The following is a 23,431-nucleotide window of genomic DNA, read 5'->3' as shown; positions in this document are numbered from 1 at the left end:
CGCTTGCGCTTTCGATGCAGAAAAAAATTCGTCTAGACGAATTTTTTTGTAACTATTTTTCCGGTTGCTCGTCTACTGTTGTGAGAATGCTTTTTTAATTGTTTTGGTAAGTGATGCATAGCTGTCTAAGTTATGCATCTATGGCGCTAGCTTTGGGTTGGCGTAGGTAATGAGCTATTGTGACAATACAAATGGGCTACCAACTTATGAGTGATTGTCCAATAGCTCATTGCGGTTCTTCTTTAAAAACGGAAACTTAATTTTTTTCCCCATCTATGAGGTATTTACCCGTTATAGATGGCTTTTTTTATGCTGCTGTAAATGGAGTTGTCGATTTTACACGAATATTTTGTTCTATGCAGATCACGATTTCTTTAGCATATGTTGGATAAGATTTGTTATATTGAAGAAAGAGTGTTAAAAGAATTTTACGTGATAGGGGAAGATCTTTGTTGGTTGAATTTGATAGGGGGCTCCATTTGCATGCTGTTGGATTGTGATGAGCGGTTATACATGACATATAAACAAAATGGTGAAAAGGGTGCTGAAAAATTACTTTCAAAATGGTTAGAGGCAGAGATTGACTCACCGGTAGACCCGAAAATTCTAGGTACTGCACTTTCACCAAATTTATTTTTAGTGAATGAGGAAACAGCGATGAATATTGCGTTTTCAACTGCGCGAAAATATTGGGGTCGTGTAACGACAGAAATGCAAACTTTTTTTAACAAGCATGGTTTGGAAGCTAAATTTGTCAATGAACGTCTCAATGCTTTTTTTTATACGCAAAAAGGCAAGGAGACCTTTTTTGAGCAGCTTTTTGCACAGCATACAATGGACTTAGAAAGATTAATCTGGCTAATTTTTGGGAAAAGAATGCAAGTGACAATGCCAGTGAACGAACTACAAACTATATTTTTATATAAATTTGAAAATGAATATTTTGTGCATATGATTTATAAAGAAGAAGACCTTTTTTGGCATTGGCTTTTCCTGAAAAAGGTTTATTCACTGTTTATCCACAAACCATTAGAACAATTCACATTTATCCATGAAATGATGGAGCATGTTGAGAAATCCACAAAAAAAACTTGTGTATATGTGGATAACTTTGTTGATAATTATAGAAAAACTATGGATAAGTGTATAACTTATGTGGATAATCATAATTCTACTTGTATAGCAAAAAAGCAGTTACATCTTTATCAAATTGTAACGCACTATCGCTTATCAGAAGGGGATTATCGATGCGTGAAAGCTTTTATTACTTCCTTTGAAGCGGATTGGCGTTATTCAATGTATGCATTGACAGAGAAAGAAAAAGTTCTGATTGCCTATCTGCAGTTTCATATAGCACATCAAGAACAGAAGCATGAAACTGTTATTCACTACGGTGAGTATTTATTAGAGGATGAACGACTTAATAATTACGCGATAGAGATTTTGTTGGAATATAAGGATTTATTGCCGAATCGTAAACCAACGCCTCCTGCCCTTATTAAAAATTATGAACTTAATTTTTTAGAAAACTTGTATGCAGTATTGCTGGACCATTATGTAAAAAAGGGGCGTTATCAAGAGGGGCTTCTGCTTTTAAAGGAGCATGTACTAGCCTCCAATAAAAAAATACACGCCACTTTAGTGCAGCGTAACTATAGCAATGAGCAATTTATTGCGATTGAGGCATCAGTTCAGCAGGATATTGCTCTCCATGTTAATAATTCATTACAGCATATCGGCTTATCTGTGGACGAATGGCGGCGACATTATCGTCAACTAGAAACGCCCTACTATTGGGTAGCACAGAGCGCATCCTTGCATATGCTCAATATTTTAAAAGTTTTATTTGTGACGGAGCAGTATGAGCTGTTTGAAAAACTAATGGAAATTTATAAAAAGTATTTACTCATTGACGATCATTTCGAAAAGCTACGAGTCTTTATAAGTGCGTATGTTTAATTACTATCAGCGGATTAGAAATAAAAAAAGTGTCTAATGTATGATAAATACAGCATTAGACACTCTTTTTATTTGTGCAGTGGACCTATATTATTCTAAAACCCCTTTGTCCTTTAAGTCTGCGATTTGCTCGACGCTATAGCCAAGTGAAGATAATACTTCATCATTATGCTCTCCAAGCTTGGCACCGACATGCTTGTACTGTGGCTTAACACCATCAAACTTGAAAGCAGATGCAATTTGTTTTTGCGTAGTACCGTCGCTTTTGGGAATATCCACAATCATATCACGAGCCTTCAGCTGAGGATGCTCGCATGCCTCTGGAAATGTTAAAACTGGTTCGACACATCCCTCGAAATCCTCGTTAAATACTTCAAGCCATTCTTCGTAAGTCTTCGATAAGAACGCATCATGAACAGCTTCTTTAAAACGAATTTGTGTGTAGTAGGAATCATTAAACGTATTATCAATGAGCTCAGGAATATCAAGCGCTTCACAGAGTAATCTCCGGAATTGAGGTTCAAGACTTCCTACCGAGAAAAATCGGCCATCCTTTGTTTTGTAAAAGTCATAATAGCTACCACCATTTAAAATTTCCTGCTCGGGCTGAGGAACACGGCCACCGCCAATATAGGCAGATCCATACATAGCATTGAGTGAAAATACAGCATCGGTCATACTTATATCAATATATTGCCCTTCACCTGTTTTTTCACGATGTAAAGCAGCTGCGAGTACGCCAATTGCTGAATGCATCGTGCCCCCAGCAATATCTGCTAGCTGAATACCCATTGAGACAGGTTTTTTATCTTTATGGCGTGAGTAATCAAGTATGCCAGCTAATGATAAATAGTTATTGTCATGTCCTGGCCGATTGCTATATGGTCCAGTTTGTCCATAGCCTGTAATAGCACAATAAATAACTTTAGGATTTATTTCTTTTAGCGCTTCATAGCCAATGCCAAGTCGTTGCATGACACCGGGTCGAAATCCTTCGATAATGATGTCGTACTCTTTAACAAGTGACTTAACAATTTCTATAGCTTCAGGCGATTTTAAATTTAATGTTAATGATTTTTTAGAACGGTTCAAATGTTGATGAATATATGCCTCATGGTCATCGTCGTAAGGAGGCATAATACGTGTTAAATCTACGCGTTTTGATGATTCAACGTGAATAACCTCAGCGCCTAGATCAGCAAATATCATTGTCGCCATTGGACCCGGTAGTAATGCAGAAAAATCGAGAATTTTTAACCCCTTTAAAATACCCAAATCTCCCAACCCCTTTTTGTGTAGGCTACATTGTATTTAAGAATGCATTGTAGCGCTTTTCTCATAATCCCCATTTTGTGAAAAGCATTTATTCACACTGTATTACTACAGATAGAATGTAAATTATCAGTATTATAACAGAAGAATTGATGGCTTGACTATGTTAAATTTTATTATAAAATAATTAGTCAAAAAATTATATGTCAGAATAACAAAAAAAGTAAAAAAATTTAGAATATAGATTTCCGTTCTGAATGGGTGCTACAGAAAACACGGGATTGGTCACGAATACGTTACCACAGACGCGATGTTTATGGCCTACGCTCCTCTATTGCTAATTCCATTGGCACTGTGACCCTACTGTTGTTTTCCGAAGCATTCCGCTCGCTTTCCGCGGGCGAGCGCCGAGCCTCCTCCTACGCTTCGCTTCGTGCGGGGTCTCGTCTGTCTCGCTTTCCCGCAGGAGTCGAGCGATGCTTCTCCAAACAACGCAATGTATCATTCTATTATTTTAGCAACGCTTTCCTTTAAAAGAATTAATGTGCACTGATGATTTCAAATCAAGAAACTTCTTAATTTAAGTCCATGCATGGCGATTTACGTATATTAAAGCTACTAAACGAAAATAAATAAGAAATAGAGACAGAAATAAGGCACTTCCTGTTCAAAATTGAACAAGAAGCGCCTTATTTTTATCTGGAAAAGGTTCACTATTATAAAAAAGTAAGTTTTTCAGTGCCTTACATTTCTGCATAGAGATTTTTGTATATATATTGTTGATTAACTTCAACCGTTCAACTACTTAGAATAAAAATTAACCGTATAATAGGGTGCACCGTTATCTTTAAAGCAAACACCAACAAAAACATGTGTAAACTCTTTCCTTAAAATATTTATACGATGTCCCTTTGAATTCATCAGTGCTTCATGAGCAAATATACTATTGTGCTGACCTTGTGCTATATTTTCGCCATACCAATAGTGATTAACTCCACCAGCAGTGAGGCGGTCGTTGGAATGATTACCTTTATGATCTTCATGACTAAAAAATTGATGTGTGATCATATTGCTACTATGCTGCCGTGCAATAGGATTAGACCCTTTGTCATAAATGAGAGGCAGTAAACCTTCTATTACTCGCTCATGGTTAATAAGGTCAACCATTAAATCTTCAAGCCCTGTTCGTAGTTCGTTAGAGGGCTTGCCATAATAACCACGTTTACTAAATTCTGTTTTGGCATGAATCCAAACAATAGAACGAACAATATTGTTTTTGTGTAAATCATAGAAAAAAGTAACATAGTGACCATCAATGAAATAGGTCCCATGTGTAATATTACCTTTACAATCATTGTAATCGAGCAAATAGCTTGTATGTTCATATTGAATGGAACTAAGCGGAAGACCGTATTTTCTATTTACATCTATTCGATTAGCACTGATACGAATACCAAATACGCTATGCCCCGTACGTGTTTCATATCCTCCAACCTCATTAGAATTATGTCTTCCTACGAGGGAAAATTGGGAGTAGTCTGTTTCTAATCGATGCCATTTCATTTTATAGTCACTTTGGAAGCTGTATAGTGATAAAGATTTTTGTGTCTTTGTTACATTCAAACGAGCTGACTTATTTAGGTGGAAAGAAGTATTTGTCCATAGAGCCATACTAAAACCAACCATTATTGGAGCTACTTTACGTAACGACATATTAAAACCCTCTTTAAAATAAATTTATAATAAAAATCTATCGAAATACTAAAAGTTTTATAGATATAAATTACTATATTTTTGTTCGGTTAACGATGCTAAAATTATGGAACTTTCCCTACTATATGGCTTCTGAAGGGATGATATCTGTTAAATGTGTGCCAATAAGTTGATTGGAGTGGAGGCTGGGCGACTCCTGAAAGCTCTGCTCTGCGTGAAAGCAAAGCGGCAGCTACAAAGCGCTCAGCAGGAACGGAAATCAACCCACGTTATGATAGCGGGCCTACTATTTACTTTTGTAATAAGAGGGTCTTGAGAATTACTATTTTTACAAATACTTTTCACTCATTATAAGAAATTTTCTTAATAAGGAATTTTTTTGTGCTTTAATAGAATAATAGAGGAAATTATAAACTAGGGGTAAAAGATAGAAAATGAAATCAAAACAGATAAAGTTAAAGTATTTAATCATGGGAGTTGCGATAGCTGCTTTTATCTTAACAGGTATCGGTAGTATTTGGAGTGGTTACCGAATGAATGTTGACTCGATTAAAGAGAATACGCTTGAAACGAATCGAGTCTATGCACAAAAATTAGCAACAACTGCTAGTTCCTATCTTGAAGAATCTTTTCAAATTTTAGGATATAGCGCTGGTACGATAAAAACGAAAATGCATGATAGCAATGCTTTGAATCAGGAAACTGAGCGTTTGAAAATGCAAAATGACATGTTTAATTCTGTCCTGATCACAAATGCAGAAGGTCGTGTATTATCTATTTCACCACCATCTGAAGAGGTACAAGGTGCAGTGTTAACATCTGCTGGAGCAAAGGAGGCTTTATCTAAAAAGAAGCCTCTTGTCTCAAAGCCTTATAAGGGAATAACGGGGAGGCTCCTTATTTTTATATCGTATCCTATATTTTCAGAGACAAATGAATATTTAGGAATGGTAGCTGGGACAATTTATTTAAAGGAACGAAATGTTTTTAATGAATTACTCGGAGAGCATTATTATCATGATGGATCATATGTATATGTAGTTGATTCGGATGGGCGTGTTATTTATCATCAGGACCCAAGTCGCGTTAATGATATCGTTATTGATAATAAAGTTGTCCAAGCAGTAGTTTCTGGAAAAAGCGGGGCTTTTCAAGTAGTGAATACTAAAGGAGTTGAAATGCTTGCTGGTTTTAGTACCGTACCTTTAACGGGTTGGGGAGTAGTGGCTCAAAGGCCGATAGATGTAGCATTAGCTCCTTCGTTTGATAGAGTACAGGAAGTTGCTATAAAATCCATTCCGATTATGCTAATTTCAATTTTAATTGTCCTTTGGGCGGCAGCGCGTATTGCAAATCCCTTACAGCAATTAGCTACTTTAACAGAGGAAAGCATGGAATCGAAAAATGTAGAAGGCTTGAAAGCTGTACGTAGTTGGTATTTTGAAGCGCATTATCTTAAAAGCGCTCTCGTTCGGAGTTTAACATTTTTACAGGGACAGGTGTCCTTTTTTAAAGATCAATCTACAACAGACCCGTTAACAGGTCTAACTAATCGTCGCACAATGGATGCGATGCTAGCGGAATGGCTCGATAATGAGTCGCCACATGCCCTCATTTTGCTTGATTTAGATCATTTTAAAAGTGTTAATGATACGTATGGTCATGCAGTAGGTGATAAAGTGTTACAATTTTTAGCCTACAATATGAAAGCCGTCGCTCGTGAGGGAGATGTTTGCTGTCGCTACGGAGGGGAGGAATTTGTGCTGTTATTGCCGGCTACTACGGCTGAGGAAGCGGCACAGGTGGCTGAACAACTGCGCGATATTTTAGCACATACTGTAAGTCCTTGTGGTCGCCCGGTTACATTATCAGCAGGTGTGGCAGTGTATCCACAAATGGCCGACACGACAGAAAAGTTATTTGAAGTTGCGGATAGTGCATTGTATCTTGCAAAACAAGCCGGACGGAATCGAGTCATAGTTGGAGAGCAAGAAAATAAATAAAAAAATGTTTAAAATAAGTGTACATTTCTAAATTTTGGGGTACATGATTAATGCAACGATCATTTGGGCAAGCTATTTTTAAGTCATCCCCTATATGACTTAAAAAGGATGTTTAAAATGATACGTAAACTCGGGACACATCTCTTGATCGACTTGACAAGATGTAAGGTTATCCCCCTTTCCCTTATGACATCGCAAGTACATCTAGATGTATGCCTATATATCGTCAAAAGCCAAGTGAGCACCGATGCGCCTTGGCTTTTTTTTATGTTAAAGGGAAAAGAAATCGAAAAAAGATAAGGGATTGGTTAGTAATGAGATTTGGATGGCTGAAAGTGTACAGTGTCTAAGATAGTTTTTTGATTCATCACAAAGGTTGAAACAAAACGTATGCCATTGTATAAGTTGATTGGAGTGGAGACTGGGCGACTCCTCGGGGATTAGCGATATAGAGGAACGAAGGCTAAAAGCATCACGTCCTGTGATAACGCCTTCGTGAGCAACGCGAGTGAAGATGCTCATCGGACGCCCCCAGGAAGCTTTGCTCTGTGCGAAAGCGACAGCAACAACAACAACACCAACAACAAAGCGCCCAGTCGGAACGGAGATCAACCTCACGTTATGATGGGGAACCTTTTTTGCTAATTATTATTAACAACTTTCTTCCATTAATTTAGATTTATCTATGAAGGTTCACTATCAACCTGTCGATATAAAGGGTATGAGGAAAATGATATTTTGAACGTATCAAATACATAGATGGAAGGAAGAGTGGGATGGATAAAACAAAAGTCCAAAAGGTGAACAAAGCACTCATAGCAACTGTTTTTGCTACTAGTGGGATTGCTGCTGTAGTGCCACCACAAACGGCAGCTGCAGCTACTTCACCATTTAAGGATATTAACCAATATTCAAGCCATTACGACAATATTTTAAAGTTATACTCTCAAGGTGCAATTAGTGGGTATCCAGATAATACTTTTCGACCATATCAAAATGTAACACGTGGTCAGGCAGCAAAAATGTTAGCGACCGTTTTAAACTTAGATTTAAAAAATGTTCAAGATCCATATTTTAAAGATGTCCCAAAAAGCAGTGAGTATTACAAGTATATAGCTGCATTACAAAACGCAGGAATCATGTCTGGATATTCAAACGGAACATTTATGCCTAATGAAGTGATGACACGTGGGCAATTAGCAAAAATTTTAGCGCTCGGCTTTAAATTTGAGGTAGCATCTAATTACAACCATAGTTTCAAAGATGTAACTAGCCAAACAAGCAACGCGATCTATATTCAAACTTTAGTAGATTTAAAAATTACAGAAGGAACAACACCTGTCACTTTCTCACCGTATAATCCCGTAACACGTGGACAAATGTCATCTTTTATTGTGCGTTCACAAGAGAAAAAGAACAACGCCACATCTTTCAAGATTACAGGTGTTGAAGACGATATTGTCTACATAAATGCTGAGCCATACGCAGTTCCGGAAAGTCTCTCGCATATTTTTAACGAAGATAATGCACCGGTATTAAAAGGTGCACTTATTGAAGGGAATCTTTCAGGAAAAACGATTCGCTCTGTTTCGAAGCTCACATTGAATGCTAGTGGGACAAAATCTAGATTTCTAGAGTTTGATGGTAATCATGGATCCTTTGGAGCGACAATCGTTGTCAATGGGAACTATATTGAATTTTCCAATGTTACATTGACTGGTACAATGCTTGTCAACGAAACAGTTCGCCCACCTTTACAATTAGGCTACTATCAGCCAATTTCGTTTGGCCGTATTGCAAGTACTAATACTGGATTTATCAACTGGTCTAATCCAGATAATCCAAATAGTGAAGGCTCATCCAATAACGGTTCGACAACAGATCTTCAAGATTGGGCAGATCAGAATTCCGACAAGAATCCTGACAAAAACAAGCCATTTGAGAACTGGTCTAAAGATAAAGTGACGATGAAAAATGTTGAAAAACATATTGAATTTTATAACAGTACTGTTTCGCGTCTCGTTGTCTCTCAAAGCGGTACAAAAATCGAAACAAATACGAAGCTACCACGTGTAGACATCATCGGGAATGTCCGTGAATTTGAGATTCAAGGAAATATCGGCACATTGAACCTTGATACAGAAACAAAGCTGACAATTTACGGAACTGGCAATATCGACTGGATTAACTACAATAGCTATACAGATTTAGAGCTGTATATCGATGGTCGAGTAGGCACGCTGTATGTTGATAATGTATATGGTTGGGTTGATCTTGGAGATTACACATATGTTGATAAAGTTATTATGCCGAAGGATGAGTCGCCGAATAATATCTTCGACGACTTCCTAGAGGATAAAGATAATATCGGCAATATAGTAGATGAAGACGGTAAACCAGTCGATAAAGACGATATTGATAATCAAAAACCAGCGGATAAAACAAAACCGTTAATCGACATTACGAATGTAACAGTTTTAAATGGTAGTGATATTCAGGTAGACTTCACTTCAGATAAAGTTGGAACCTACTATTATATTGTTCGTGAAAAAGACGCTGATGCACCGACGAAAAAAGAAATGGTCAATCGCATTTCTAGTGACAATGTAGCAAGTGGAACAGGCGCAGCAGTAAATGGCAAAAACACTTTTAAAGTCACTAATTTAGGTGAGAAAAAAGAATATGTCGTTTACGTGATGGTCGTTGATGGAGCGAAAAATGTTTCGGATATTAAATCGCAATCATTCCAAATGAAAGATGCAACACCGCCAGTCGTTAAAGATTTAAAAGTAAACCCTTTACATGGCGGAAAACGTGCAGAGTTTACATTTACAGCAAGTGAGCCAGGCGACTATTACTACTATGTCCGTAAAAAGACAACTGCAGCTGATCCAACAACAGCAGATATTGTTGCTAAACCAACAGGCAAGGGCAAGGCAGTTGCAGGTAAACTTGGGATTACTGAAATGTTAACAGGTTTAGAGGCTGAAACGGAGTATCAATTGTATGTAGTAATGAAGGATGCTTCAGGTAATTATTCAAAAGATCCTGCAGCAGTGAAGGAATTTAAAACGAAAGCACTTGATAATATCAATCCATACGTGGAAAAGACTAAACTTGAACCTGCTGGGAAGGAAAACCAATTCTATATTTATCTAAATGAAGCATTAGATCCTGAAAGTGCTCGAAATGTAAATAACTACGATTTATCAGGAACAGTTATCGTCAATACGACAGGGCAGAAGAAAATTAAACCTTCTGCTGTAGAGTATAAAGAAGGTGATAAAAAAGTATTATTAACAATTCCATCTGAAACAGGTTTTGTCTATGGAGATACATTACGCGTAACCGTATTACCTGGCGTTAAAGACTTAGCAGACAATGAATTTGAAAATGCCAATACGGTTGAACCTGGCAAAAATGCTCGAAACTTTGCAGAATATGTGCATGAAAAATTAGATATGCCTGTAATTAAGATTGAAAATGTTATTAGTAAACCTGATCAATCTGATAATTATAAACGAGTAGAGGTAGAGTTTAAACCAAATAAAGCGGGTACGTACTATTACATGGTGCTACCTGATACTGTCGTAGACAACAATGAAACAAAAACATTTGAGCAATATTTAAAAGATAAAGGTATTACTGAGAGAGATTTCTATAATGAATTTGCGACTGAATCATCATTAAAATCAGGCTACTTCCAAATAGGCGGACAAGATATTTATATTGAAATTGGCTCTGGTCCGGCCGACTTAGAAAATGACACAAAGAAATTCCCGGTTGTTATTGATAAAGATAAACTAAATCCATTTATAAGCTATTCGGTTCATATGATATTAAAAGACCGTGGCGGAGAACTATCCAAAATAACTTCTAAAGAAATATTTGGGGACTCCAAAGCACCATTAGTTACCGAGATAGCAGTGAAGTCTGGTACTACTAAAGGCTATGATGATACGAAAGCCACTGTAAGTTTCAATACAGATGAGACAACAAAGCTTCATTATTGGTTCGTACCAAAGAAAAATGCTGATGGAACAGATAATCCAGATGCAAAGCTAACTATTAACACGGCAGCAGAAAGAAAAACGTTAGAAGACAAACTTAAATCAAGTCCTTCAGTCACAAAAAGTGGAAAAGGTGCATCTGGAACTTTAGATATGCCAGGAATTATTTTAACACCACATACCGAATACGTTGTTTATTTAGGTGCACAGGATACGTATGGTAACTTTACAGTTTATATGGCCAAAGATGGAATTCACGATGAATCAAATGCTGGTTGGATGAGACAAGATTTCTATTCCGATGGCACACCACCACGTTTTGAGATGACAGTTGATAAAGAAAAGAAACGCAATATTGTATATCGTAATCCAGATAATACGTTTACGATTTCATTCAGTGAAGCCATCATGCGAGATGAAAAAGGTGATTCTTCAATTAAAGATTTAAGTTTCTTAACAATTACTGACGAGACCGATCAAGATATAACTTCGCAATATCAGTTTGTTAAATATACACAAGGTACAAAAACAACTGATGAAAGCCAATTAATTATTAAGCCAACTGGTTCAGGTACGGCGGATAAAACATTTACCGTTAAGATGAAAGATGAAGCACGTGATTTCATTTTCAATGATAAAGGTAATAAGTTTGATTTAGCAGACTTCGGTAAGTATGTATATCCAGGATCCATTAATAACAGAATTGATGATGCTGTAGTTACAGGTACTAATATTGGTACAGATGATGTCCCAGCATCAAAAACTATGCGTGCTATTGTTTATATTGATGCGGATCTATCATTTGATCAACGTTACTACTATGCAGTAACAGGGGGAGCTACAACTATCGATCCTCAACTAGTAATAGACTTGGTAAAAGACCCTAAAACACAAAACAATACAATACTTGCATATGGTAGTGATAAATTAGTTGCTCAAAGTCCTGCTAATAAGCAATTTACATTAAACTTAACTGCACCACCTGCTGTCGATCCGAAATATACGCCAGTATTTACAAAAAATAATAACTTCTTTATTTTCACAGTTGACCAATACGGAAATATTGTATGGGCTAATGATGCAAAAAATCCTAACAATACTTACTTTAAACTTGGTTCTAATATTAAACCTTAATAAATCGAGACCCTTTTCAGTATCAAACACGACAAAAGGCATAGAGACGTAAACTCTCAATGCCTTTTGTCATTTTTCTATCTTGTTTTTTTAAAAGAAAGTGGTTTTCACTCACCGAACATTTCTCTTTATTAAGTGGCATGCTATGTTCAAGTAGTTAGTTTCTTAATTCCATATAAAAGACATCGAATCTTTATAAATATTCCCTATAACCTACAACTACAAAGCAGTATACCCACCATCCACAGTAAACACACCACCTGTAACAAAAGAAGAAGCTTCCGAAGCTAGGTATAACGCGATACCACCTAGTTCATCTGGTATCCCAGGTCTACCCATGGGGGTTAGATTCATCCAAGTATCAATCATGTCGCCCCCTTGTTCAAAAAACGGCTTTGTTAGCTCTGTTTTCATATATCCTGGGGCAATTGTATTCACTTTGATATTATACTTTGCCCATTCCATTGCTAAACTTTTCGTAAGCATAATCACACCGGCTTTTGATGTGTTATAAGAAGATTGGCATTGTGGAGTATTAGCAATGATGCCAGACATAGAGGATATATTCACAATAGATCCTCGCTTTTGGTCAATCATTACTTTGCCAACAGCTTTTGATACTAGAAAAACTCCATTTAAATTGATATTGATTACTTTATTCCAATTTTTAAATGACATCTCTTCGGCTTTTTCATGAATTGTAATGCCAGCGTTATTGAATAAAACATCTATTTTACCGAAATGGTTCAATACCTTGGTTACCATATTATTGACTTGTTGTTCATTGGTTACATCCATTTTGATCGCAAGAGTGTTTATTCCTTCATCACGCTGGAATTGATCAGCTGTTTTCTGGGCTTCCTCTAGATTTAAATCTGCTATGACGATATGAGAACCGGCCTGAGCTAAAGCAAGAGCCATTGCTTTTCCTAATCCCATAGCGCCTCCAGTTACAATAGACACCTTATCTTTAAGACTAAATCTATTTAAAATACTCATTTATTTACACTTCCTTTCATTTGATATTACCGCTTTCATTAATAGGGCTACATCTAAATTTAATGTGCAATTTTGACTGATGAATTGTCTTCAGTAGCTGATTTGCTCAAGTTTTGATCAACTTTCATGAAGAATGTCAGTATAAAGCCGACTATATACAATGCAGTAAGTGTCCAAATAGCACCTTCAACTCCAGCGATCGGCACAACAGCTGTTACAATTGCTGGTCCAACAAAGTTACTTAAGCCTGCTGATAAATTGTGCATGGATACTGCTGCACCCTTATGGGATGGTTCAAGTGTTGGGAAAATAGCAGACATTGGTACGAATGCAGCAATGGCAAACCCAAAGAATATAGCTACAAATAAGCCAACCCAAATATTTGGCCCAAAGGATATTGGTAAATAGTAAAAAATTAATGTAGCGATAGCCATACCTATACAACCAAACCATCTTACCTGTCTAACCCATCCGAGTTTATCTCCAAGAATACCCCACATTAGGTTTGTGAAAATAGTTGTTGCATAAACAGCTCCCCAAATACGCAGCCATTCGGACATTGTAAATCCGATTTGTTCTGTAAAGACGATTGGTAGTATCACAACAAAACCAAAGAGTGAGATTTGGTTAATAATACGTACAGCTGAAGCGATAACAATTTGTAGGTTTTTCGCAATTGTAATCCCTCTTAGTAATTCTCGCAGTGGTCCTTCATTTGTCGTATGTTGTTTATAACTATTAAAGTCATCTTTTATTAAAAACATCGCCATTAAGCCACCGATGGCAATAAAGAGAATTGCTGACCATAATGTACCCATAAATCCAATTGCAGGAATCGAAAAGCTTGGCAGATAGGTACCGAAGACTCCTACTCCTACTGAATACATACACCAAAACCAACCCATTGCAGAAGCTAATCTTTGTTTTGGAGCAGCATAGGCAATCCAAACTACAAAGCCGTAAATAAACATCGGATAGGCAATACCGCGTATCCCATACATAGTCAGCATCATAGTAAAGTTTTTTTGCTCAAGACCTAATGTTAAAAAACCAACATGGAAAATAATCCAAAATACAAAACCTATGATCATTGTACGACGTGGCCCAATTATCTCTGCCAATACTCCTGAAAGCCAAGATGCCACGGCAACAGTGAGTCCGTATACAGTAAAGACTAATGAGGCTTGTTGAGTAGAAAACCCTAAATCAACTATATATTTTGATAAAAATGCTTGTTCAATTCCGTCTCCTGTCATAAAGAACGCAATAGCAACATATCCCCAAATTAACGCTATTGGTAAACCAAAGATTTGCTTTGAAGGAGATGCAGTTAAGCTACGATTCATAATGTTTCCTCCTTAATCCTTTTTATCATAACGCCTTGATCATTGTCTCACGCTTTTGAACTGTGCCATAAACCTGCAGGATGCAGGGGGCTAGCCATTGATTTCTGTCGATTTAACTTCAGACAGATTAATTGCCGTGACCATTTGAAGTGGCGCTCTAGTTTGAGATCTTTAATTTAGTTACTGTCTGCTTACAAAAAGAGACTCTACAATCGTATTTAACTATTCAACTGTAAGAGGGGAAATATTCGATAGCAGCCGCTCAGCTACAAAACTATGCGAAAATGAAAAGGGTTCCTAACCTTTGGATGTATTGTTTTTTGGGGAGGAACCCAATTTTTATCTATGGTATTAAAATTACTTTTAAAGAGTTTGTTCCGCTTTTCACCATTTCAAAACCTTTCTTAAACTCTTCTAGAGGGAGCTTATGAGTAACTACCCCTTCAGTAGGGAGTGCGCCAGATGCAATTCCATTAATAACATTTGGATAACAGTAGGGTCCTAAGTGCGCACCTAAAATATCAAGCTCTTTACGATCACCTATAATACTCCAATCGACGGTTACCGGACTTGAAAACACACTAAACTCCACAAAGCGCCCAAGCTTCCGGATGGCGTGTAAACCCTGAATTACACTAGCGGGTGCACCAGTTGCTTCGATATAAATATCACATCCATAACCCTCAGTCATATTTTTAATTTCTTCTACTACATTCACCTTTGAAGGGTTGAGAACGATATCTGCACCAAATTGTTTAGCAAGCTCCAGTCGATCATCTCGTATATCTAAAACTATTAATGTACCAGGACTTCGTAGCTTAGCTGCTGCTACCATTCCTAGTCCCAACGTTCCGGCACCTGAGATGACAACAAAATCTCCTATTTGAATATTAGCTCGATTTACTGCATGCATTGAACACGCATATGGTTCGATGAGAATAGCTTTTTCAATAGGCAAATCATGAGGAACTTTATGGTTAATCGCATTTACTGGAAACTTCATATATTCGGCCATTCCGCCATTCACATTGAACTGAAAACCATATATATCATGCTTTTCACACATCCAGTATTGACCGCGCTTACAATATCGACAAGTATTACAAGGGACAATTTGTTCTGAAATAAGGCGGTCTCCAACAGAAAACTCTGTCACGTTCGTACCTACCTTGACAATCGTACCTATAAATTCATGCCCAGGGATGACTGGAGTTTTTACATAACTAGGCTGTCCATCCTCTCCGCCCCAAAACATTGGGGCTCCATCCCAAGCTTTTACATCGCCTGCACAAATACCACAGGCTTCTACTTTAATAAGAACTTCACCTGCTTCAGGAGAAGGTACATTCACAGTTTCAAGTAAATATTCACCAGGACCATGACATACAACCGCTTTCATTTTACTAGCAACATCTGACATAATTATCCTCCCTTTTTGTTATCTATATTTTCAGAAAAAATAATATCTACTACTATATTTAATATTTACTTTGAAGGTAGACAACATGCGTTTGTAAATATTCTTCGAGACCATGTCTTCCATCTGCACCACCGATACCTGACTTTTTCCATCCAGCATGGAAACCTTGTATAGCTTCAAAGTTTTCACGATTAACATACGTTTCTCCAAACTCTAATTCCTTACTTGCGCGTATTGTTACATCTAAGTTTTGGGTGAAAATAGAGGATGTTAGACCGTACTCACAATCATTAGCTAGTTCAAGTGCTTCATCTAAGTTATTGAAAGTAGCAATCGGAAGTACAGGACCGAAAATCTCCTGTTGCATAATTTCCATTTCATTATTTACATTTACAAGTACAGTTGGTTCATAAAAATAACCTTTTTCCTTAGAAGAGCGCTTACCTCCTGTTAAAATTGATGCCCCATTCGTGACGGCTTCCTGTACCATTTTTTCTACCGACTCGAGTGCCTCTTTACTAGAAAGGGGTCCCATATCAATTTCTTTATCAATTAATGGGTCCCCATAGGTTACCTCGGACATGGACTTTGTTACTTTTTTAATAAATTCGTCTGCAATGTCTTTATGAACATAAACACGTTCTGTGCAGTTACATACTTGTCCTGTATTAATGACACGAGAGGCTACAATTGAACGTACTGCTAAATCTATATCAGCATCATCCATAACGATAGCAGGCGCTTTTCCTCCCAACTCTAAAGAAACTTTTGTAATATTTTCTGCCGCTGCCCTCATAACAGCAGCACCAGCATTGTAGCTTCCTGTTAAACTCACCATCCCTATCTTTGAATTGCCAGCCAGTTCTTGTCCAAGGGTCGTTCCGCTACCTGTTACTATATTGATAACTCCTTTAGGTAAGCCTACTTTATCAATGATCTTTGCAAACTCTAACGCATTATTAGGGGATAAATCACTTGGCTTTAGAACAATCGTATTACCTGTGATTAAAGCAGGTGCTGCTTTACGAGCAACTAAGAAAAATGGGAAATTCCATGGTAAAATACCAGCTATAACGCCAATCGGTTCTTTATGAATAAAAATTTGCTCATTTGGTCTATCACTTTGTACGATTTCTCCTTCATAGCGTCTTGCCCAGCCTGCCATATAGTCTATATAATCTGCAGTAAAGTTGACCTCTGTTTCAGCGAGGGAAAGAGTCTTCCCCATTTCCTCTGATATTGTGCGTGATAAGGTCGGAGCATTTTCACGTATTTCTCTAGAAATTGCTTGCAAGTACCTTCCTCTCTCAATCGAAGGAAGCTTGGCCCAATCCTTCTGTGCTTTCTCAGCAGAATCAATAGCTAGTCGTACATCTTCCACAGTTCCTTTAGGAACCTCTGAAATAATTTCTTCCGTTGCTGGATTAATGACTTGTGTTAGCTTACCCGAGCTAGAACTAACAAATCGCCCATCAATGTACATTTGTAAATATTTTCTCATAGTTCTTACATCTCCTTGCAAAATGTATTTTTAAAAATAAAAAACTAGTTATTTGTATATCCCTAGAGATTAGGAAAACGACCAGGAACTTTGAATTTCTCCTCGCGTAATTGAACCAATGTTGTTACTTGTTCTTTTGTTAACTCCTTTGGTTCTCCAATTGCTGAAGTTAGATAAAGAAGCTTCGCATAAAATTCCATGGACTCCATTTTGAAATACGCACTCATTAAGTCGATACCACAAGTAAGCGCACCATGATTGGCTAATAAAATGGCATCATGATTTTGAAGGTAAGGAACGATTGAATTAGGTAACTCTTCTGTGGAGGGAGTCCCATATTCCGCAATAGGAACTTCTCCTAAAAAAATAGTCGATTCCGGCATGATTTGCTTGTTAAGTGGTATACCGCAAATAGCGAAGGCAGTTGCATATAAGGGATGAGCATGTACAACCGCTGTTACGTCGGGCCGTTCCTTATAAACACGTAAATGCATCTTAATTTCCGAGGATGGCTTTGTGTTTAATGAATTTTCTTCAATTAACTCTCCTTGATTATTAATCTTGCATATCATATCTGGGGTCATGAACCCTTTAGAAACTCCTGTAGGGGTACATAAGAAAGAATTTTCTGAAATTTTAAGAGAAATGTTTCCATCATTTGCAGCCCCCATGTCTTTCATATACATTCTTTTTCCTATATCACATATTTGCTCTTTTAAAAATTGTTCTGAAACATTCATTAAAGATCTCTCCTTATTAATTTCTAAATCTTAGATTAGATTCTATGTCTTTAATTCTTCTTTGTCAACATAAACAAAAATATATTTCTTTGTTAATGTCTGTTTATGTTGTTTTTTGAGCGGGGTGTGGAGTAAAATGAAATAGGGATGGTGAGACTATGATGACTAAATACAGAAAATGTTTAGCTTTTGATTTTGGAGCATCAAGCGGAAGACTAATAGCAGGGGTTTATGATGGAGAAAAGATCATTTTAGAAGAGATTTATCGTTTTAAAAATGAACCAGTTACAATAAATAATCATTTACATTGGAATCTTGAACTTTTGTATAAACACATACTGAGTGGTTTAGAATTGGCTTCGAAGAATATGGTGAAATTTGATAGTATCGGAATTGATACTTGGGGAGTTGATTACTGTTTTTTAGATAAAGAAGGGAAACCTATTCATTGGCCATTCCATTATCGGGATACTAGAACAGAAGGTATCTCTTCAAAATTGCCAATTCAATTTGAAGAATTCTATTCTAAAACAGGCATACAATTTTTACCCTTTAATACAGTTTATCAATTATTCACTGAAATCAAAAATAACCCAGAGCTAAATCAACAGGCTGAATATTTATTGTTTATGCCTGATTTATTTAATCATTTTTTAACAGGAAACAAAAAGACGGAATATACAATTGCATCAACTAGTCAGCTTTTGAATGTAGAGGGCAAGCAATGGGATTATGACATTATTAAGCGATTAGGATTTCCTAAACACCTTTTTCAGGAAATCATTTTCCCTGGCGAGATTTACGGAATGTTAGATAAAAAACATATGAGGAAAATTGGATTGAGTAATTCGGTTCCTGTTATCTCAGTAGGAAGTCATGATACTGCTAGTGCTGTTGCTGGAATACCTTTAGAACATGAAGATAGTGCATATTTAATTTGTGGGTCTTGGTCGTTATTAGGACTTGAAATCCAAAATCCTATAGTTAATAAGAAATCTTTGAAAGAGTCTTTTAGCAATGAAGGAGGAGTATTAAATACTATCAGATTTCTTAAAAATATTAATGGCATGTTTTTATTGCAACAATTAAAAAAGCACTATAATGAAACGTTTACAGGAAAAATAGATTTTGCTGATATTATTAATGCTGCGAAGTTATCGAATAAAAGCTTTTTTATTAATCCAAATCATTCTTTATTCTTATCGCCGGATAATGTTATGGAAGCTATCGATTCCTATTGCATCTCTACAGGACAAGGTAAACCTGAAAATCTTGGTGAGTGGGCAATTGCTATCTATAACGGGTTAACACAAGAATTTAACAATCAATTACTTAACCTTGAGAGTATCACTGGTAAAAAGATAAAGCAGATTCATATGGTAGGAGGCGGTATTCAAGACGAGTTATTATGCCAAATGACGGCAAATGTAACAAACAAGAAAGTGGTAGCTGGTCCTGTTGAATCCAGTGTTCTAGGAAATATTATGATGCAACTATTTGCTTTGGGAGAGTTCTCAACTCTTTCAGAAATAAGACGTGTCATAAAAAAGTCTGTTTCCTTAAATGCATATGAACCACAATCTAAAAGGTTGTGATTAGTCCGTTCAAGAATATATTCCTCTAGGAGTTTTCCTCTACCCAGTTTAATAGAGAGAATCATTAGCAAAAATATCTACGGAAGAATAAAGATAGAATAGTTTTAAGAGAATACACTTTGAAAAAAGCGAAAATTCACGTATCGTAATTGTTATCTAGGTAATAACACGATAATGAGTTTTCGCTTTAAGCTCTTCATTTTCTGATCGATACTACTGTTACTAATTTTTGTAATTATCTTCTTTCCTAAGTACAATGTTATACAAAGCGAAAAACATTATATGTACTAGTGGAAATATTACTTCCCGACGGAGAATTGGCAATAGCATTTATAGAGCTAATCGAATTTTTAATATCAGTTTTCTAACGGAAAATAATATCTTATCAAAACGAGATATTTCCTCCGCTTTTGCTTGGAAATTATCATCTCGATTTTTGAAGGAGAAAATAAAAGGAAAATGGGGATTTATTATGTTACCAAAAGAACGATTGCAAAAAATAATAGATTTAATCCAAATCGAAAAGAAAGTTTATGTTTCTGAACTAAGTCAAAAATTTTCAGTTACAGAGGAAACCATTAGAAGAGATCTTGAAAAATTAGATAAAAGGGGAATTGTATCAAGAACTTATGGAGGGGCTGTAATAAACCGGAATGGCTCAGAAGATTTACCTTTTAGCACGAGGACATCTCTCAATATAGAATTTAAAAAATCAATAGTTTCAAAAATACATCACCTAATTAAAGATGGGGATAAATTAATGGTTGACCCTAGCTCAACAGCTTTTGAATTGGTCAAAGCACTATATGATAAACAAGATTTAACGCTAATCACTAATTCCATAAAAATATTAAATGAGTTTAGCGATTCACACTTTCAAATTATTTCAACTGGGGGGGAGTTACGAAAAAAATCACTTTCCCTAGTTGGTCCTGCTGCAGAAGCTACTGTTAATAGATACTTTGCAGATATTCATGTGTTTAGCTGCAAGGGGATATCGCTTGAACATGGTATTACGGAATCTAATGAACCTGAAGCGGAATTAAAGAAAATTATGCTTAAAAATTCTAAGGTCAATCTTTTACTAGTAGATCACACTAAATTTGATAAGGCGGCATTTTTAAAACTATTTGATCTAAGTAATATTGATGTTCTTGTAACAGACAAAAAACCATCCACAGAATGGATAGAGAAATTAAAAGCAAATAATGTCCAGTTAATTTATTGAGTACCTTAGTTTTTTCAAAGAATAAAAAAAGAGGGGCTTTTAAACAGCCCCCTCCATCATTAAACCCAACCAAACGCGCGAGCAACTGTCGCCGTTAGCCATGTTACGCCAATAGCAATAACAGTTGGAATTAAAAACGACATAAACGTCCACTTCGGACTTTTTGTTTCTTTATAAATATTGACTAAAGTCGTTCCGCACGGGAAGTGTAGCAGGGAGAACAACATCATATTTAAAGCTGTTAACCAAGTCCAACCTTGGTCGATAAACACTTGTTTTAGCTTCGATAAATCCTCGATTTCTAGCATAGCGCCTTGCGATAAATACGCCATGATCAGGATAGGGATGACAATTTCATTGGCTGGTAGCCCAAGAATAAATGCAGCCAAAATAAAGCCATCCATACCAAGAGCGTGACCAAACGGCTCTAAAAAGTTAATAAAATGCATTAGAATACTCGTGTCACCAACGTAAATATTAGCGAATACCCAAGTTAAAATTGAGGCAGGCGCAGCTACGATAACTGCTCTTTTTAATACATACCATGCTTTATCAATACTTGCTCTTAAAATTGTATTCCAGAACTTTGGTTTTCGGAATGGTGGAAGCTCTAATGTGTAATGAGTTGGTACACCCTTTAAAGCTGTTTTAGAAAGAACCCATGACACAGTTAATGTCACAACGACGCCCAACATAACAAATCCTATTAAAATGGCTGATGTGACGAGGGTACTTGTTGCACCTGAAAAACCAGTTACCATAAATAAGGATGCTAATAAAATAAGTGTTGGCCATCTCCCGTTACAAGGGACAAAATTGTTTGTTAAAATGGCTAACATTCGTTCACGAGGAGATTCTATAATTCTCGTAGACATGATAGCAGCCGCATTACAGCCAAAGCCCATTGCCATTGTTAATGATTGTTTCCCGTGTCCACCAGCTCGTTTGAATAAACGATCCATATTAAAGGCTACTCGAGGTAGGTAACCGTAGTTTTCTAATAGAGCGAACATAGGGAAGAATATAGCCATTGGCGGTAGCATAACACTAATAACCCAACCGGTACCTCTAAATAGTCCAAGAATTAAAATACCGTGTAGCCATTCTGGTGCGTGCATTGCTTCAAAAAGAATGGTTAGCTTCCCCTCTAGGTAGCCAAATAAGTTTGCTAACATATCAGATGGTAAGTTTGCGCCAGCAATAGTAATATAAAAGACAGCCCCTAGCAAGATAAGCATAATAGGGAATCCCCAAATACGGGATGTGAAAATTTCATCTAATTTATCAGATCGGTACATTGCAGGCTGCTGTGATACTACCTTTTTACATAAAGATTTGCTTTTAATATAAATATCACTAACGATTTCATCTCGAATATCCTCATTCGAAACTTCGTTCACTTCAGCTAAAATAGCCTTAAGTGAATTATGATTTAACACTGACTGGGACTCCATTCGTTCTCACCTCGTGCTGTTTATTATTCTTATGATTTTGCAGTTTTAAGATCAATTCCTCATCACCGTCAAGTAAGCGAAGGGCAACCCATCTTGATGGGTATTTTTCATCAAAATAACCTTCTAATTTCAATTGTATCTTTGTAATGGCTTCCTCTATTTCTTTCGAGTATTTCATGCGATACGGAGTTGTCACAATTGACCCATTCACCAGCTGATTTAATGTATCCAACAGCCGATTAATACCTTTTTTATTTCTTGCAGATATTTTTACGACTGGGACCCCTAGCTCGCGGGCTAATCTCCTGTCATCAATGCGAATACCTTTTTTCTCAGCTTCATCGATTAAATTGATACAAATGATGACGTTATTAGTCATTTCTAAAACTTGGAGCGCAAGATTTAAATTTCTCTCTAATGATGTTGCATCAAGCACAACGATCGTTGCATCTGGTTGGTCAAAAACAATATAATCTCTGGCAACTTCTTCATCGGCTGAATTGGAAAATAGAGAATAGGTTCCGGGTAAATCCACGAGTACATATTGCTCTCCTTTGTGTTCAAAAGATCCTTCTGCATGAACAACCGTTTTCCCTGGCCAGTTTCCAGTATGCTGCCTCAATCCTGTTAATGTATTAAACAATGTGCTTTTCCCCGTGTTTGGGTTTCCTGCTAAAGCGATTCTATTTATTTTCATTTTGTATTCCCCCTAACAATTTCGCCTAGAATCATTGAGCTTTCTTCATGACGTAGTGCAATCGTCGTATTGCTTACACGATAAGCAACGGGATCTCCTAAAGGACTTTTACGAAGAACAGAGATTTCTGCTTCTTTTACAAAGCCTAAATCCAATAATCTTCTTCTTAAGGGACCCTTAATGTTTATTTCTTTTATTAAAAAGCAATCTCCAAACGAGCATTCAGACAGAGGTTTTAATGTTTTTTCCATACGCATTTTTTATTCCTTTCTATAATAATATTTCCTGAATCTCATAATGTTTCTCTAAGGAAACTTTATTAATGATTATGCCTGTTTTATGACAAATGTCAATGGTTTT

Annotated in this window: 15 protein-coding genes; 5 read left to right on the top strand and 10 right to left on the bottom strand. The window is 36.6% G+C overall.

What is annotated here, in order from left to right; genetic code table 11:
• The first annotated feature begins 513 nt into the window (after positions 1-513).
• Positions 514-1,959, top strand: a complete 1,446-nt coding sequence (locus MOK21_RS21565) for a hypothetical protein (RefSeq protein WP_249076013.1) — start codon at positions 514-516, stop codon at positions 1,957-1,959.
• Between the two features lie 90 nt (positions 1,960-2,049).
• Here MOK21_RS21565 and MOK21_RS21560 read toward each other — a convergent pair whose 3' ends face one another.
• Positions 2,050-3,234 carry a CaiB/BaiF CoA transferase family protein gene (locus MOK21_RS21560; RefSeq protein ID WP_249076012.1) on the bottom strand — a complete coding sequence of 395 codons (1,185 nt, stop codon included), beginning with the start codon at positions 3,232-3,234 and terminating at the stop codon, positions 2,050-2,052.
• Between the two features lie 798 nt (positions 3,235-4,032).
• Entirely contained in the window at positions 4,033-4,944 is a 912-nt protein-coding gene (locus MOK21_RS21555) for a CAP domain-containing protein (RefSeq protein ID WP_249076011.1), read from the bottom strand.
• Positions 4,945-5,378: 434 nt separating this feature from the next.
• Here MOK21_RS21555 and MOK21_RS21550 point away from each other — a divergent pair, with 434 nt between their 5' ends.
• Entirely contained in the window at positions 5,379-6,947 is a 1,569-nt protein-coding gene (locus MOK21_RS21550; RefSeq protein ID WP_249076010.1) for a sensor domain-containing diguanylate cyclase, read from the top strand.
• Between the two features lie 776 nt (positions 6,948-7,723).
• Entirely contained in the window at positions 7,724-12,091 is a 4,368-nt protein-coding gene (locus MOK21_RS21545) for an S-layer homology domain-containing protein (RefSeq protein WP_249076009.1), read from the top strand.
• Positions 12,092-12,310: 219 nt separating this feature from the next.
• On the opposite strand, the gene MOK21_RS21540 is transcribed toward MOK21_RS21545, so the two are convergent.
• The 5 genes from MOK21_RS21540 to MOK21_RS21520 form a co-directional block, all read right to left on the bottom strand.
• The gene (locus tag MOK21_RS21540; RefSeq protein WP_249076008.1) at positions 12,311-13,090 is read right to left on the bottom strand and encodes an SDR family NAD(P)-dependent oxidoreductase; all 780 of its coding nucleotides are present in this window, start codon (positions 13,088-13,090) and stop codon (positions 12,311-12,313) included.
• A 59-nt stretch (positions 13,091-13,149) separates the two neighbouring features.
• The gene (locus tag MOK21_RS21535; protein ID WP_249076007.1) at positions 13,150-14,436 is read right to left on the bottom strand and encodes an MFS transporter; all 1,287 of its coding nucleotides are present in this window, start codon (positions 14,434-14,436) and stop codon (positions 13,150-13,152) included.
• A gap of 343 nt (positions 14,437-14,779) precedes the next feature.
• On the bottom strand, positions 14,780-15,856 hold the full coding sequence (locus tag MOK21_RS21530) for an MDR/zinc-dependent alcohol dehydrogenase-like family protein (RefSeq protein WP_249076006.1): 1,077 nt from the start codon (positions 15,854-15,856) through the stop codon (positions 14,780-14,782).
• Positions 15,857-15,914: 58 nt separating this feature from the next.
• Positions 15,915-17,357: an aldehyde dehydrogenase gene (gene aldA / locus MOK21_RS21525; RefSeq protein WP_249076005.1), complete on the bottom strand. Its 1,443-nt coding sequence runs from the start codon at positions 17,355-17,357 to the stop codon at positions 15,915-15,917.
• A 62-nt stretch (positions 17,358-17,419) separates the two neighbouring features.
• Entirely contained in the window at positions 17,420-18,097 is a 678-nt protein-coding gene (locus MOK21_RS21520; RefSeq protein WP_249076004.1) for a class II aldolase/adducin family protein, read from the bottom strand.
• 158 nt (positions 18,098-18,255) lie between these two features.
• Between MOK21_RS21520 and MOK21_RS21515 the strand changes: the two genes are divergently transcribed.
• Positions 18,256-19,692: a rhamnulokinase gene (locus MOK21_RS21515; protein WP_249076003.1), complete on the top strand. Its 1,437-nt coding sequence runs from the start codon at positions 18,256-18,258 to the stop codon at positions 19,690-19,692.
• Between the two features lie 472 nt (positions 19,693-20,164).
• The gene (locus MOK21_RS21510; RefSeq protein ID WP_249076002.1) at positions 20,165-20,920 is read left to right on the top strand and encodes a DeoR/GlpR family DNA-binding transcription regulator; all 756 of its coding nucleotides are present in this window, start codon (positions 20,165-20,167) and stop codon (positions 20,918-20,920) included.
• Positions 20,921-20,979: 59 nt separating this feature from the next.
• On the opposite strand, the gene MOK21_RS21505 is transcribed toward MOK21_RS21510, so the two are convergent.
• The 3 genes from MOK21_RS21505 to MOK21_RS21495 are packed head-to-tail and all read right to left on the bottom strand — an operon-like array spanning position 20,980 to position 23,328.
• Positions 20,980-22,374 carry a nucleoside recognition domain-containing protein gene (locus MOK21_RS21505; RefSeq protein ID WP_374110274.1) on the bottom strand — a complete coding sequence of 465 codons (1,395 nt, stop codon included), beginning with the start codon at positions 22,372-22,374 and terminating at the stop codon, positions 20,980-20,982.
• Complete coding sequence (locus MOK21_RS21500; RefSeq protein WP_249076000.1) at positions 22,346-23,071, bottom strand: FeoB small GTPase domain-containing protein; 726 nt, start codon at positions 23,069-23,071, stop codon at positions 22,346-22,348. Before MOK21_RS21500 ends, MOK21_RS21505 begins: the two co-directional genes overlap by 29 nt.
• Positions 23,068-23,328 carry a FeoA family protein gene (locus MOK21_RS21495; RefSeq protein ID WP_374110273.1) on the bottom strand — a complete coding sequence of 87 codons (261 nt, stop codon included), beginning with the start codon at positions 23,326-23,328 and terminating at the stop codon, positions 23,068-23,070. Before MOK21_RS21495 ends, MOK21_RS21500 begins: the two co-directional genes overlap by 4 nt.
• Positions 23,329-23,431: the final 103 nt, after the last annotated feature.

This window comes from Lysinibacillus sp. BPa_S21 (assembly GCF_023337795.1).
Lineage (GTDB): Bacteria > Bacillota > Bacilli > Bacillales_A > Planococcaceae > Lysinibacillus.
The sequence above is the reverse complement of the archived record's forward strand: the minus strand, read 5'-3'. Positions and strand labels throughout refer to the sequence as shown.